Here is a 14,243-nt window from a genome sequence, read left to right as displayed (position 1 = left end):
GCGGGAGGGGCCGCGGCCCCGGAGGCGCGTGGGCGGAACCGGCTCAGACCCGGCGGGGGTGGCCTTTGAGGTGTCGGCCCAGTTCGCGGGCGATCTCCCGGTTGGCGTCCCGCTCGGCCAGCGTCTGCCGCTTGTCGTAGGAGCGTTTGCCCTTCGCCAGGGCGAGCTCGACCTTGGCGTAGCCGTTCTCGAAGTACATGGACAGGGGCACCATGGTCACCCCGCCCTCGCGGACCTTGTCGAGGATCCGGTCGATCTCGGCCCGGTGCAGCAGCAGTTTGCGGTTGCGTCGGGGTGCGTGGTTGGTCCACGTGCCGTACGCGTACTCGGCGATGTGCAGGCCGTACAGCACGATCTCGCCGTCCCGTTCGTGCGCGAACGCGTCCACCAGCGAGGCCCGTCCCTCGCGCAGCGACTTCACCTCGGTCCCGACCAGCACGATGCCCGCCTCGTAGGTGCGCAGCACCTCGTACTCGTGCCGGGCCTTCTTGTTCGAGGCGATCAGCCGACGTTCGGGCTGCTTGGACGGAGTCACCCGGCGACGATAGTCGGAGTCACCCGGCGACGGCATCCGATATCGGCGGTACCGGGCCGGTCGGCTCACTCGTGTGCCGGGTGTCCCCGGCGCAGCCGCCCGATCAGGTCCCGTTCGGCCTCGGTGAACGCCTCCTGCGACTCGCACGGCCAGTGTCCGAGGATCGGGGGCGGCACGCTGTCGCTGGGCGCGGGCACCACGTCGACCGGGTCGACCAGTCGGCGATCCACGGTCGCCGCCGGTCCGGTCAGTTCCTCCGCCCGGCCGGGCCGCTGGGAGGCGAAGATCCAGCCGCCGATCGGGTCGGTGTCGCGCCACAGGTTGAGCCACCGCCAACCGACCCGCTCGCCGATCTCCCGCAACGCCGGGTCGTCGGTGTACGCCGGGAACAGCCGTGAGTACAACCGTCCCAGTGGGGACCCGTAGGTCAGCAGGGCAACCCGGTCGGTGATCCGGGTGGGTAGCTGGAGCACGGTCGCGGCGAGCAGCACCGAACCGTGGCTGTGCCCGGCGAGCAGTACCCCGTGCCCCTGCTCCACCAGGTAGCTGACCCGCTTGGCCAACTCCGGTACGGCCCGTTCGGCGTAGCAGGGCGGGGCGAAGGGGTGCGCGGCCCGGGGCCAGAAGGTGCCCAGGTCCCACAGCACGCCCACGTACCGTCGGAATCCGGCCGTCCGGTAGGCGAAGATGCCGCCGATCACCAGCCCGAGCACGACCGCCGCGATGAGGTAGCTGCCGAACCCGATCAGGAAGTCGACCAGGCTCTCCGGGACTCCGACGTAGCGCTGCGCCTCGTCGCCGGGGAGCAGTTGGAGCAGGCCGAGTACGCTGGTGGACAGGCCGAGCGCCGCCAGGCCGGCGTACACCACCGATAGAGGTTCGAGTCGTTCGGTGAAGCGCGCCCGGGCCACCGCCTGCTCGACGCGGCGGAGTCGGCTCGCCGCCGACGGCGGGGCGTCCGGGAAGTCGGCGGCCACGATCGCCCGCGCGGCCCGCCGGCGTCCGGGTCTGGTCAGCCGGGTGACCAGACCGGCGACCAGCAGGGCGGTCACCATCGCCAAGAAGAAACCGAAAATCGCCCATTTGTACGCCAGGGGAGGGCTGGTTTCCAGGCTGTCCGCCGTGGTTCCGTTGCGGTCGAGCAGGTCCGCGCCCCGGTAGACCAGTTCGGCGGAGAAGGCCACCGCCAGTTCGGCGGCGACGGTGATGAAGACCGGCGCTCCCAACGCGCGGAGCGGCGCCCGTCGTTGCCCGCCACCGCGTCGCCGGAGCACCAGCGCGGCGAGGCTGACCACCAGTACCGTCTGACTGACGAACACCCAGGCCACGATGGCGCTGTAGCCGGGTAGCACGCCGCCCTGCGGCCACGGCGCCGGGCTGATGGCGATGTGCACGATGACCAGGATGGTCAGGCCGCAGGCGAGGGTGCGCAGGGTGCGGAAGAGGGTGTCGACGCGGGGTGACGGACTCGGTCGATCGATGCTCGGCACCATCGTGACCATGACCAGGCAGGTCAGCAGCACCGCCCCGGTGGCGGTCAGGAGTATCGCCATCGTCCACGAGGAGTGCTGGCTGGCCCGCGCGGCCAGCAGACTGCCGTCCAGCGTGGCGAACGCCGCCGCGACGTGGACCGAGCGCAGTCGACCCACCAGTGGGGCGCCGTCCCACTGGCCGACCGCGCTCAACCGGTGCTTAGACACCGGCGTCGACGGGGTCCGGAACGCGTCGAACGAGTGGCTCGGGCGGGAGCCCAGCCGCCACACGAGCCCGATGGCGGCGACCGGCACCAACGCCAGGAGAGCCAGGCGCAGCCCGGTCGGTCGCCCGCCGAGCCAGGACAACCAGCTCCGGCCGGCCAGGCATGCCGGGCTGCCCATGCAGCGCCAGGCGATGAGGTCCAGCGCCACGCCGACGATGGAGAGCACGTAGAGCATGGTGAGCGTGAGGGCGAGCACCCGGCACAGCGCCATGAAGCCGCGCTTCGAAGCGCTGTTCGCCGGACGCATCCACAACGCCACGTTGCAGAGCATGAACGGCAGCAGGAACACCAGCGACAGCGTCCGGACGGCCGTGCCGGACGGCAGGTCGCCCCAGCGGTACGCCTCCAGCGTCACCCCGTCGGTCCCGGTCGAGTCCGGGTAGCCGGGACGCGGTCGGTAGAACCCGCCGCTGCGGTCTCCGGCGACCTGGTGCACGTGCGGTCGGTCCAACACCTGGTCCGCCCCCGCGCCGGAGACGCCGTGCACCCGCAGCTCCACGATCGCGCCCGACGTCGTTCCTCGGGTCGGTGTCGCGTCCGCCATGGGCCCCCCGAAGTGTGCGCGGCAACCGGGCGGATAGCCGGGGTGCGGCCCGCGCGGCTCCCCGGCTTACCCATCCCGAGCCCGGTCAACCGTGCGGCGGACCTCACGCCCTGGTGCGGCGGACCCACGGCAGGTGGTTTCATGGCGCCATGGCGAACCCGGTGATCCTGACCGTCGACGACGATCCCGTGGTGTCCCGGGCGGTGGCCCGGGACGTCCGGCGCCGCTACGGCGACCGCTACCGGGTGCTGCGGGCCTCGTCGGGGCCGGAGGCGTTGGACGCGCTGCGGGAGGTCAAACTGCGCGGCGAGCAGGTGGCGCTGCTGCTGGCCGACCACCGGATGCCGGAGATGACCGGCGTGGAGTTCCTCGAGGCGGCCATGGACATCTTCCCGGCGGCGCGCCGGGTGCTGCTCACCGCGTACGCGGACACCGACGCCGCGATCGAGGCGATCAACGTGGTGGACCTGGACCACTACCTGCTCAAGCCGTGGCATCCGCCGGAGGAGAAGCTGTACCCGGTGGTGGACGGGCTGCTGGAGGCGTGGGCGGCCACCCCGGACGCGGCGAGTGCCGAGATCCGGGTGGTGGGGCACCGGTGGTCGGCGCCGTCGTTCAAGGTCCGCGACTTCCTGGCCCGCAACCTGGTGCCGTACCGCTGGTTGCTGTCCGACGACCCGGAGGGTGTCCGGTTGCTCGACGCGGCCGGGGCCACCGAGGCGGACGTACCCCTGGTGGTGACCCCGGAGGGCAAGGCGTTGATCGCCCCCAGTGAGGCCGAGCTGGCCGCGCTGGCCGGGTTGACCGTGGTGCCGGCGGCCGACTTCTACGACCTGGTGGTGATCGGCGGTGGCCCGGCCGGCCTCGGCTCGGCCGTGTACGGGGCGTCGGAGGGGCTGCGGACCGTGCTCGTCGAGCGGCGGGCGACCGGCGGGCAGGCCGGGCAGAGCAGCCGGATCGAGAACTACCTGGGCTTCCCGGACGGCGTCTCCGGCGCCCAGTTGACCGATCGGGCCCGGCGGCAGGCGGTGAAGTTCGGGGCGGAACTGCTCAGCGCCCGGGAGGTGGTCGGTCTCAGCGAGGCCGGCGGTGCCCGGCTGCTGCGCTTCGGCGACGGCAGCGAGATCGCGGCGCACACCGTGGTGCTGGCCACCGGCGTGTCGTACCGGGTGCTCGACGCACCCGGGTTGGCCGACTTCACCGGTCGGGGGGTGTTCTACGGTGCCGCTGCCACCGAGGCGCCGAGCTGCGTCGAGCAGGACGTCTACATCGTCGGCGGGGCCAACTCCGCCGGGCAGGCGGCGGTGCACTTCTCCCGGTACGCGTCGAGGGTGCACCTGCTGATCCGAGGCGCGGACCTGACCGCCTCGATGTCGCGGTACCTGATCGACCAGTTGGAACGGATCGACCGGATCACCGTGCACCCGCACACCGCCGTGGTCGGCGCGGCCGGGGAGGGGCACCTGGAACGGCTGACCCTCTGCGACACCCGCACCGGGGAGGCCCGTTCGGTCGACACCTCGTGGCTGTTCATCTTCATCGGTGCCGAGCCGCGCACCGAGTGGCTGGACGGGGTGCTGGTCCGCGACGGGCGCGGCTTCATCGTGACCGGTCCGGATCTGCTGGCCGGTGGGCGGCGGCCGGCGGGCTGGTCGTTGTCCCGCGACCCGTACCACCTGGAGACCAGCGTGCCGGGTGTGTTCGCCGCGGGTGACGTGCGGGCCGAGTCGGTCAAGCGGGTCGCCTCGGCCGTCGGCGAGGGCGCGATGGCCGTTTCGCTCGTGCACCGTTACCTGGAGGGCCAATGACCACCGAGTCCGACCGGCTGACACCGGCGCAGCTGCGTACCCTGTTCCTGTTCGAGGCCCTCGACGACGCGCAGCTCGACTGGCTGGCCGAGCACGGCCGGGTCGAGCAGCGCGCCGGGGGCACCCTCGTGTACGCCGAGGGCGAGCCCGCCACCTGTTTCTTCGTCCTGGTGCGCGGGGCGGTGGCGTTGAGTCGTCTGGTGCACGGCGACGACGTGGAGGTCAGCCGGACCGAGCAGCGTGGGGTGTATGGCGGGGCCACCCAGGCGTACCTGGGTGACCAGGTCGACCAGGTCTATCGCAACAGTCTGCGGGCGGTGACCGACGCGGACTTCTTCGTGCTGCCGGCGGAGGACTTCGCGTACGCCCTGCGGTCCTGGTTCCCGATGCCCATGCACCTGTTGGAGGGGCTGTTCTTCGGGATGCGGGACTCGCAGGCGATCGTCGGTGAACGGGAGCGGCTGCTGGCCCTGGGATCGCTGTCGGCGGGGTTGACGCACGAGCTGAACAACCCGGCCGCGGCGGCGGTGCGGGCGACGTCGGTGTTGCGGGACCGGGTCGCCGGGATGCGGCACAAGCTCGCGATGATCGCTGACGGTCGGCTCGACGGCAGCGCTCTGCACGGTCTCGTCTCGTTGCAGGAGGAGGCCGTCGCCCGGGTGGCGACCGCGCCGAAGCTGTCCCCGGTGGCCACCGCGGACGCCGAGGACACCCTCACCGACTGGCTGGAGGACCAGGGGGTCGAGGGTGCCTGGGACCTGGCGCCGATCCTGGTCGGTGGCGGCCTCGACACGGCCTGGCTGACGCAGGTGAAGGCGGCGGTCGGCCCGGCCGACCTGGAGGCGGCGGTGCGCTGGCTCACCTACACCGTCGACACCGAACTGTTGATGCGGGAGATCGGCGACGCGGTGACCCGGATCTCGGGCCTGGTGGGCGCCGCCAAGCAGTATTCGCAGCTGGACCGGGCGCCGCACCGGGTGGTGGACGTGCACGACCTGCTCGACGCCACGTTGGTGATGTTCAAGGGGAAGATCCCCGCCGAGGTCAAGCTGGTCCGCGAGTACGACCGTGGTCTTCCGCCGGTCCCGGCGTACGCGGCCGAGCTGAACCAGGTGTGGACCAACCTGATCGACAACGCGTTGGGCGCGATGGGTGAGAAGGGTGTGTTGACCGTCCGCACCGGACTCGTCGGCGACCTGCTGGCGGTGGAGATCACCGACACCGGACCGGGTATCCCGCCGGAGGTGCGGCCACGGATCTTCGAGCCGTTCTTCACCACCAAGCCGGTGGGGGCGGGCACCGGGTTGGGGCTGGACATCTCGTACCGGATCGTGGTGCACAAGCACCACGGCGACATCCGGGTGGAGACCGAGCCGGGGCGCACCACCTTCCGGGTGCTGCTGCCGATCGCGGAGGGTGCGCCGACCACCTAGAGAACGGTGGATGATCGACTCCACCTCGGCGAGGTGGCGCCGTCGCGCCGCTGTAACGCCCCCACATCGCCGACCTGGAGTCGATCACCCCCGTCGGTCGGGCTCAGACGCGGCCTTCCGCCGTGAGGAAGTCGGCCAGCGCCCGGGTGTGGGTGGAGAACGCCAGCTCGACCGGGTCGGTGAGCACCAGCCACTCGGTCGCCTCCTCGGTCGGCGCCGATGCCGGTAGGTCCTCGGCCCGCTGCTCGGGCAGCACCCCGAAGACCATCATGGTGCCGCCCGCCGGGGCGCCGTGCACCGCGAACAGCCGGGCGTCCTCGGCCGCCGCGACCAGGCCGGTCTCCTCCCGCAGCTCACGGACGAGCGCGTCGGACCACTCCTCGCCGTACTCGATGAAGCCGCCGGGCAGCGCGAGCAGGCCGCGGGCCGGCTCGATGTCCCGGCGGACCACCACCACGCCCAGGCCGTCGGCCGTGCGGACCGGCAGCACCGCGACCGCCACCGGCAGGGGATTGCGCCACACGGTCTCGCCGCAGGCCGCGCAGACCCGGGGCCAACCGGCGGCCGGCGGGTAGGCGGCGCCACAGTAGGAGCAGTGCGAGTACGGCGTGCCGGTCATGCCGCAGCACGCTACCCCGACGACCCCGGAACCTGCCGCGCCGCCGCCCGCGCTCAGACCTCCGGGGTGCCGGTGTAGAAGGCGGTGGTGCGCTCGGCGGCGGCCTTCGCCTCGTCGGCGTCGGTGCCGGCGGCGATGCTGGCCTCACCCCACAGGTGGCTGCTCAGCTCCATGGCCCGTCGCCCCTCGGGGGAGGCGGTCCACTCGGCGGCCTGGTCCGGGGTGATGCCGCTGCCGTCGCCGGCCAGGTGCGCGGCGAGCCCGAGCAGACCCAGGTCCCAGCCGACGCCGACGGCACCCGGCCCGAACTGCGCCCACCGGTCCTGGTCGACGTGCGCGATGTGGTCCAGGTCGAGGCGGGCCCGCTCGTCGCCGACCGCCGTGACGCGCACCTCGATCCAGCTCACCTCGTCGCCGTACTCCCAGGTGGCGGTGAACCGGTGCGGCGGCTCGCAGGTCTCGATGGTGCCGTGGGCGTTGCCCTGCAACTGGTACGTGCCGTGCAGCCGCAGGTCGCCGGAGATCGGCAGGAACCAGCGGGGGATGCGCTCGGCGTTGGTGCAGGCGTCCCACAGGTCGTCGGCCGTCGCCTGGTAGGTCTGGCTGATCGTGGTCACCCGAGCCTCGCCGGCTTCCAGGGTGCGGCTGCCGACCTTCCGCTGGACGGCGTTGATCTGCTCGGTGGCGTCGAACATCAGGTGTTCCTCTCGTCGGGTGGATCGGCGGGCTCGCGCAGCCGACGCTCGCGTCGACCTCGGGCCAGCTCGGTGGCGAGTGCCGCCAGAGGTGGGGCCCAGAACCGGCGGAAGTGCTCCAGCCAGCCGTCGACCTCGCGTAGTGGGCGTGGGTCGACCGCGTACAACCGCCGGGTGCCTTCCGGCCGCACGGTGGCGAAGCCGTTGTCCCGCAACACCTTGAGGTGCTGGGACACGGCGGGTTGGGAGATGCCGAACTCGTCGCCGATCACCGCGCTGACCGCACCGGCGGTCTGCTCGCCGTCGGCGAGCAGCTCCAGGATGCGGCGCCGGACCGGATCGCCCAGCACGTCGAAGGCGTGCACGACGACAGTTGTATCACTGACCGCTTATTTAAGCCAACTCTGATGATCCGATGAGCTTGTCGAGTCGGATCGGCAGCTCCCGGATCCGTACGCCGGTCGCGTGGTGCACCGCGTTGGCGATAGCCGCCGCGGTGCCGACGATGCCGATCTCACCGATGCCCTTCACCCCGGCCGGGTTCAGCTCGTCGTCGCGCTCGTCGAGCCAGTACGCCTCGATGGACTCGACGTCCGCGCAGCCGGTGATGTGGTACGTGGCCAGGTCGTGGTTGACCCAGTCGCCGTACCGCTCGTCGAGCAGCCCCTCCTCGTGCAGCGCCATCGACAGGCCCATCGTCATGCCGCCGATGAGTTGGCTGCGCGCCGTCGTCGGGTTCACCACCCGACCGGCGGCGAACACCCCGAGCATCCGGTTCACGCGTACCTCGCCGGTGTCGGCGTCCACCCGCACCTCGGCGAACTGCGCCCCGTACGCGTACCGGGGGAGCGCGGGTTGCCCGCCCACCTCGTCGGTGGTGTCCGCCTCGGCGGTCACCTCGCCGGGGTCGTCGCGCTGTTTCTCGCGCAGCGCCTGGCAGGCGCGGATGACCGCCCAGCTCCAGCTCGCGGTGCCCATCGATCCGCCGGCCAACGGGGCGGTCGGCAGCTCACTGTCCCCGATCTGGATCTCCACCCGCTCGGGCGGCACCCCGAGCGCGTCGGCGGCCACCTGCCAGATCGCCGTCCGGGCGCCGGTGCCGATGTCGGTGGCGTTGATCCGGACCAGGAAACGTCCGTCGGGTCGGGCGGTGGCGGTGGCCGTCGACGGCCGGGCCCGGGCCGGGTAGCTCGACCCGGCGACCCCGGTGCCGAGCAGCCAGCGCCCGTCGCGGCGGGCGCGGGGCGTCGGGTCCCGGTCGGTCCAGCCGAACCGCTGGGCGCCCTCGCGCAGGCAGGTCACCAGGTTGCGACTGGTGAACGGCCGCCCCTGATCCGGGTCGACAGCGGTGTCGTTGCGGATGCGCAGCTCCACCGGGTCGATGCCGACGGCGACGGCCAACTCGTCCATCGCGGACTCCAGCGCGTACGCGCCCGGGCACTCGCCGGGGGCGCGCATCCAGAACGGCGTGGGCACGTCGAGGCGGACCAGCCGATGCGTGGTGCGGCGGTGCGGCGCGGCGTACATGCTGCGGGTGTAGACGGCGGTCTGCTCGGCGAACTCCCGAATGGTCGAGGTCTGGCTGATCGCGTCGTGGCAGATCGCGGTGAGCCGTCCGTCGGTGTCGGCGGCGAGGCGGACCCGCTGGATGGTGGGGGTGCGGTAGCCGATCGGCCCGAACAGTTGCTGCCGGGTCAACGCCAGCTTGACCGGGCGGTCCACGTGCCGGGCGGCGAGGGCGGCCAACACCACCGCGGCCTTGGCGTACCCCTTGCTGCCGAAGCCGCCACCGACGTGTTCGGCGACGACCCGGATCGACTCCGGGGGCAGCTCGAACAACTCGGCGAGGGTGGCACGGACCGGCGACGCGCCCTGGGTGGAGTCGTGCACCAGCAGCCGTCCGTCGCGCCACTGCGCCGTCGTGGCGTGCGGCTCCATCGGGTTGTTGTGGTACGCCGGCGTCCGGTACGTGGCGTCCACCCGCACCGGGGCGGCCGCGTACCCGGCGTCGAAATCGCCCTCGGTGGTGTCCGTCGGATAGCTGGGGTTGACGTGGTCGGGCTGGTACAGGCCGGGGTGGTCGTCGGTGAGGACGGTGCTGTGCGGGCCGGCGTCGTAGTCGATCCGGACCAACCGAGCGCCCTCGCGGGCCGCCTCCAGGCTGGTGGCCACCACCACGGCGACGTACTGCCCCCGGTAGTGCACGACCGGCTCCTGCAACAGCCACAGCTCCCGCTCCGGGCCCGGCGCGAGCCGGGGCGCGTTGCCGTGGTGCAGCACGGCCAGCACGCCCGGCGACGCCAGCGCCTGGGCCGCGTCGACCCGCGTGATCCGGCCCCGGACCACCGCCGACGGCACCGCCCAGCCGTAGGTGACCCCGTCGACCGGGTACTCCACCGCGTACCGGGCCGCGCCGGTGACCTTCGCCGCGCCCTCCAACCGGGGGTACGCCCGCCCGACCGCCCCGCCGCTCACGACCCCGCCGGGTTCGCCGCCGCTCACGACCCCGCCGGGTTCGCCGCCGCTCACGACGCGGCCAGTTCGGTGAGCGCCCGCACGGTGATGGCCCGGGTCAGCGGCAGCTTGAAACCGTTGTGCCGCAGCGGGCGCGCCTCGGCCAGCTCCGCGTCGGCGGCCCGGGCCGCCAGCTCCGGGGTGAACGGGCGCCCCCGCAGCTCCTCCTCGGCCCGGTACGCCCGCCACGGCCGGTGCGCCACCGCCCCGTACGCCAACCGCACGTCGCGGACCGTGTCGCCGTCGAGGTCCAGCACGGCGGCCACCGAACCGGCGGCGAAGGCGAACGACGCCCGGTCGCGCACCTTGAGGTACGTCGAGCGGCGCGCGGCCGGCAGCGGTGGCAGCCGGACGGCGGTGATCAGCGCGCCCCGGGTGAGGGTGGTCTCCCGCTCCGGATGGGTGCCGGGGGAGCGGTAGAGGGCGGTGATCGGGATGTCGCGGGGGCCGTCGGCCTCGTGCACCTCGACCACCGTGTCGAGGGCGGTCAGCGCCACGGCCAGGTCGGACGGGTGGGTGGCCACGCACTGCTCGGACCAGTCCAGCACCGCCAGGTCGCGGTTCTGGCCGTGCAGGGCGGCGCAGCCGCTGCCCGGTTCCCGTTTGTTGCACGCCTTGCCGGTGTCCTGGAAGTAGACGCAGCGGGTGCGCTGCAACAGGTTTCCGCCGGTGGTGGCCATGTTGCGCAGCTGCCCGGAGGCGGCGGCGAGCAGGGCGCGGGCCAGCACCGGGTAGTCCCGGCGTACCAGCGGGTGGGCCGCGAGGTCGCTGTTGCGCACCGTCGCGCCGACCCGCAGCCCGCCGTCGGGCGACTCCTCGACCGTGTCCAGCGGCAGTCGGGTCACGTCCACCAGCACGTCCGGGCGCTGCACCCCGAGTTTCATCAGGTCCACCAGGTTGGTGCCGCCGCCCAGGTAGGCGGCTTGCGGCTCGGCGGTCAGCACGGCGACCGCGTCGGCCACGTCGGTGGGCCGGTGGTAGCGGAACGTCCTCACGTCGCCGCCGCCGTCTCGCGCACGGCCGCGACGATGTGGGGGTACGCGGCACAGCGGCACAGGTTGCCGGCCATCCGCTCGCGGATCTCCGCGTCGGTCAGCTCGGCCGGTGCACCGAGGTCGTCGGTGACCGCGCTGGGCCACCCCTTGGCCACCTCGTCGAGCATGCCCCGGGCGGAGCAGAGTTGCCCGGGGGTGCAGTAGCCGCACTGGAACGCGTCGTGGGCGACGAACGCGGCCTGCAAATCCGACAGCTCGTCCGGCCCGGCCAGACCTTCGACGGTGAGCACCGACCGGCCGTCCACGGTGACCGCGAAGATCAGGCAGCTCTTCACCCGGCGGCCGTCGAGCAGCACCGTGCAGGAGCCGCACTGGCCGTGGTCGCACCCCTTCTTCGCCCCGGTCAGGCCGAGGTGCTCGCGCAGCGTGTCGAGCAGGGTGGTCCGGTTGTCCACTGTCACCTCGCGCGACGCGCCGTTGACGTCGACCGTCACCCGGGACGAGTGCCGCTCGTCGGTCGTCGTCGTGTTCTCCGGTCCGTCTGGCACCGGGTCAGATTAGCCTTGTCGGCATATGTCGGTGCGAATAACGCAAAGCTCTTCAGGCCGGAGAGGACGACGGTGATCGCCGGACTGCTGCTCGCCGCGGGAGCCGGGCGGCGCTACGGCCGTCCGAAGGCGCTCGTCGAGGTGGACGGCGAGCCGCTGGTGCGGCGCGGGGTCAGGCTGTTGAGCGACGGTGGATGCGCGCCGGTGCACGTGGTGCTCGGCGCGGGCGCCGACGAGGTGCCCGAGCTTCCCGGCGCGGTGCCGGTGCGCCACGACCGCTGGCCCGACGGGCTGGGCTCGTCGCTGCTCCGGGGCCTGGCCTCGCTACCGGCCGACGTGCCGGCCGTGGTCGTGGTCCTCGTCGACCAGCCGCTGCTCAGCCCGGTCGCGGTTCGACGGGTACGCGCGGCGTACACCGTTGAAGGGATCGTGGTCGCCACCTACGGCGGTCGGCCGGGCCACCCGATCCTGCTGGGCCGACCGACCTGGCCGCTGCTGGACAGGTACGCCGTCGGCGACCGGGGTGCGCGTGAGCTGCTCCGCGACCGTCCGGACCTGGTGGTCGAGGTGCCCTGCGACGACGTGGGCGGACCCGTCGACGTGGACACCCCGGCCGACCTGCTCCGGCTGCGCCGCTCAGCGGCGTACGAGCCACCGGGGTAGCCCCTGGCTGGTCACCGCGTGATAGGTGATCATCACGATGACGGCGATCAGACCCAACAGCGGGTTGACGAACCAGCCGAGCAGGCCGCCGATCCCGTACAGGACGAGGCCGGTGACCGGTCGCAGTCGCTGCGCCCGCACGTACCCCGGGCCGACCCGGTTCTCCAGCAGCGCCGGGTGGCGGTGCAGGTAGCCGAAGAACACCAGCCAGGGGGCCGACATCAGCGCCGCCGACAACGCGTACAGGGCGACCGCCGCGCGCTGGTCGTCGATGTCGCCCCGGGTGAACGCGGACGCCAGCACGGCGGTGGGGAAGGGGATGATCACCGCGCCGAAGAGGATGCCCAGGTTGATCCAGCTCAACGCGAGGGTGGTCCGGCGGATCAGCCGCAGCAGCGCGTGGTGGTTGAGCCAGAGCACCCCGATGTAGACGAAGGACACCACGAAGGCGAGGTACGAGGGGCCTTCGTCCAGCAGACCGGTCAGCAGCTCACCCTCGTGGTACTCCGGCACCCGCAGGTCGATGACCAGCAGCGTGATGACGATGGCGAAGACACCGTCGCTGAAGGCGGTCATCCGGTCGGTGCCGGAGACCCGCCCGGTGGGCTCGGGATGGTCGACCTCGTCGGGTGCTGCGGACATTGCCGCAGGCTAGCCACTCGAGGCGGTGGCTCGCGGCGGTTTCGGCCGACCGGAACACGAACGGCCGCCCGGGGTCGCCCCGGGCGGCCGATCACACTGCCGTGTCTCAGGCCACCGGCGTCGCGGTGCCGGTCGCCCGTGCCGTCGCCTGGTGGGCGCGGATCACCTCGGCGTAGCGCAGACCGCTCGCCTTCATCGTCCGCCGCTGGGTGGCGTAGTCCACGTGCACCAACCCGAAGCGCTTGTCGTAGCCGTACGCCCACTCGAAGTTGTCCAGCAGCGACCAGACGAAGTAGCCGTCCAGCGGCACGCCCCGGGCCACCGCCGACGCGCACGCCGCCAGGTGCTGCTCCAGGTGGTCGGTGCGCTCCTTGTCCTCCACGGTGCCGTCCGCGGTGACCTCGTCCGGCCAGGCCGAACCGCTCTCGGTGACGATGATCCGGCCCGGTCGGTACTCCTCGTGCACGTCGACCAGCAGCCGCTCCAGCCCCGCCGGGTACACCTCCCAGCCCATCGCGGTCTCCACCGAGCCGGGCACCGGCACCTGCCGGGCGTACGGCGCCGCTCCGGTCGGGTCGTCGACCACCAACTGACGGAAGTAGTAGTTCACCCCGAGGAAGTCGGTGGGCGTGGCGATCACCGCCAGGTCGTCACCGCGTACCGGCGGCTCGACCCCGTAGGTGGCGATCATGTCGGCGGGGTAGCCGCGCCCGTGGATCGGGTCCAGCCACCACCTGTTGACGTGCCCGTCCGCCCGGCGGGCCGCCGCGACGTCCTCCGGCCGGTCGGTCGCCGCCTCGATCGGGCTGAGGTTGAGCACCAGGCCCACCGAGGCCGGCCGGGCGGCGTTGGCGCGGATCGCCTGGGTGGCGAGGCCGTGCCCGAGCAGCACGTGGTGCGAGGCGTGCACCGCGCGGGTGAGGTCCCGCTCGCCGGGGGCCATCCGCCCCTCCAGGTGCCCGATCCAGCACACGCAGAGCGGCTCGTTGACGGTGTTCCAGTCGGCCACCCGGTCACCGAGGCGGGCGGCCACCACCGCCGCGTACTCGGCGAACGCCTCGGCGGTGGCCCGCTCCGGCCAGCCGCCGCGGTCCTGCAGGGCCTGCGGCAGATCCCAGTGGTACAGCGTGACGAACGGCCGGATCCCGTCGGCGAGCAGCGTGTCGACGAGCCGGTCGTAGAAGTCCAGCCCGGCCGGGTTGACCCGGCCGACGCCCTCGGGCATCACCCGGGGCCAGGCCACCGAGAAACGGTACGCGTCCACGCCGAGCCGACGCAGCAGCGCCACGTCCTCCGGCCACCGGTGGTAGTGGTCGCAGGCCGCCGCGCCGGTGTCGCCGTTGTCGACGTTGCCGGGGGTCGCCGAGAAGGTGTCCCAGATGGACGGCGCCCGGCCGTCGACGTCGACGGCCCCCTCGATCTGGTACGCCGCCGTGGCGACACCCCAGAGGAAATCGGGTGGCAGCTTGGACAGGTCGGGCACGGGAT

General features: G+C 72.7%; 13 protein-coding genes. 3 read left to right on the top strand and 10 right to left on the bottom strand.

From position 1 onward, the window contains the following. Positions 1-43: 43 nt before the first annotated feature. Both smpB and O7616_RS22460 read right to left on the bottom strand, forming a co-directional pair. Positions 44-535 (bottom strand): SsrA-binding protein SmpB, encoded by a 492-nt coding sequence (smpB, locus tag O7616_RS22465; RefSeq protein ID WP_282303792.1) that lies wholly within the window; start codon positions 533-535, stop codon positions 44-46. A gap of 65 nt (positions 536-600) precedes the next feature. Continuing rightward, positions 601-2,838, bottom strand: coding sequence for a hypothetical protein (locus O7616_RS22460; protein ID WP_282303791.1), 2,238 nt, complete (start codon positions 2,836-2,838; stop codon positions 601-603). Between the two features lie 149 nt (positions 2,839-2,987). Here O7616_RS22460 and O7616_RS22455 point away from each other — a divergent pair, with 149 nt between their 5' ends. Both O7616_RS22455 and O7616_RS22450 read left to right on the top strand, forming a co-directional pair. Further along, positions 2,988-4,646 (top strand): FAD-dependent oxidoreductase, encoded by a 1,659-nt coding sequence (locus O7616_RS22455; RefSeq protein WP_282303790.1) that lies wholly within the window; start codon positions 2,988-2,990, stop codon positions 4,644-4,646. After that, positions 4,643-6,079 carry an ATP-binding protein gene (locus tag O7616_RS22450; protein WP_282303789.1) on the top strand — a complete coding sequence of 479 codons (1,437 nt, stop codon included), beginning with the start codon at positions 4,643-4,645 and terminating at the stop codon, positions 6,077-6,079. The genes O7616_RS22455 and O7616_RS22450 overlap by 4 nt, the downstream gene beginning before the upstream one ends. 103 nt (positions 6,080-6,182) lie before the next feature. On the opposite strand, the gene O7616_RS22445 is transcribed toward O7616_RS22450, so the two are convergent. Genes O7616_RS22445 through O7616_RS22420 form a run of 6 tightly spaced genes read right to left on the bottom strand, consistent with a single transcriptional unit; the run spans position 6,183 to position 11,396 of the window. Continuing rightward, a complete protein-coding gene (locus tag O7616_RS22445) occupies positions 6,183-6,698 on the bottom strand; it encodes an NUDIX domain-containing protein (RefSeq protein ID WP_282303788.1) in 516 nt (171 codons plus the stop codon). Positions 6,699-6,751: 53 nt separating this feature from the next. Continuing rightward, a complete protein-coding gene (locus O7616_RS22440) occupies positions 6,752-7,393 on the bottom strand; it encodes an SRPBCC domain-containing protein (protein WP_282303786.1) in 642 nt (213 codons plus the stop codon). Then, entirely contained in the window at positions 7,393-7,758 is a 366-nt protein-coding gene (locus O7616_RS22435) for a metalloregulator ArsR/SmtB family transcription factor (RefSeq protein ID WP_282259133.1), read from the bottom strand. The genes O7616_RS22440 and O7616_RS22435 overlap by 1 nt, the downstream gene beginning before the upstream one ends. A gap of 28 nt (positions 7,759-7,786) precedes the next feature. Beyond that, on the bottom strand, positions 7,787-9,895 hold the full coding sequence (locus O7616_RS22430) for a xanthine dehydrogenase family protein molybdopterin-binding subunit (RefSeq protein WP_282303784.1): 2,109 nt from the start codon (positions 9,893-9,895) through the stop codon (positions 7,787-7,789). Positions 9,896-9,918: 23 nt separating this feature from the next. Then, positions 9,919-10,902: a xanthine dehydrogenase family protein subunit M gene (locus tag O7616_RS22425; RefSeq protein ID WP_282303783.1), complete on the bottom strand. Its 984-nt coding sequence runs from the start codon at positions 10,900-10,902 to the stop codon at positions 9,919-9,921. Then, entirely contained in the window at positions 10,899-11,396 is a 498-nt protein-coding gene (locus tag O7616_RS22420; RefSeq protein WP_282307696.1) for a 2Fe-2S iron-sulfur cluster-binding protein, read from the bottom strand. The genes O7616_RS22425 and O7616_RS22420 overlap by 4 nt, the downstream gene beginning before the upstream one ends. A gap of 126 nt (positions 11,397-11,522) precedes the next feature. Here O7616_RS22420 and O7616_RS22415 point away from each other — a divergent pair, with 126 nt between their 5' ends. Beyond that, positions 11,523-12,113: a nucleotidyltransferase family protein gene (locus tag O7616_RS22415; protein ID WP_282303782.1), complete on the top strand. Its 591-nt coding sequence runs from the start codon at positions 11,523-11,525 to the stop codon at positions 12,111-12,113. Here the strand turns inward: O7616_RS22415 and O7616_RS22410 are convergent. Both O7616_RS22410 and O7616_RS22405 read right to left on the bottom strand, forming a co-directional pair. After that, positions 12,087-12,755 (bottom strand): TMEM175 family protein, encoded by a 669-nt coding sequence (locus O7616_RS22410; protein ID WP_282259138.1) that lies wholly within the window; start codon positions 12,753-12,755, stop codon positions 12,087-12,089. The genes O7616_RS22415 and O7616_RS22410 overlap by 27 nt on opposite strands. Positions 12,756-12,861: 106 nt before the next feature. Then, positions 12,862-14,238 (bottom strand): GH1 family beta-glucosidase, encoded by a 1,377-nt coding sequence (locus tag O7616_RS22405; RefSeq protein WP_282303781.1) that lies wholly within the window; start codon positions 14,236-14,238, stop codon positions 12,862-12,864. Between the last annotated feature and the right edge of the window lie 5 nt (positions 14,239-14,243).

It is taken from the genome of Micromonospora sp. WMMD964, from assembly GCF_029581455.1.
Taxonomy (GTDB): Bacteria; Actinomycetota; Actinomycetes; order Mycobacteriales; family Micromonosporaceae; genus Micromonospora.
Note: the sequence above shows the minus strand (reverse complement) of the source record. Positions and strands in the feature narration are given on the sequence as shown.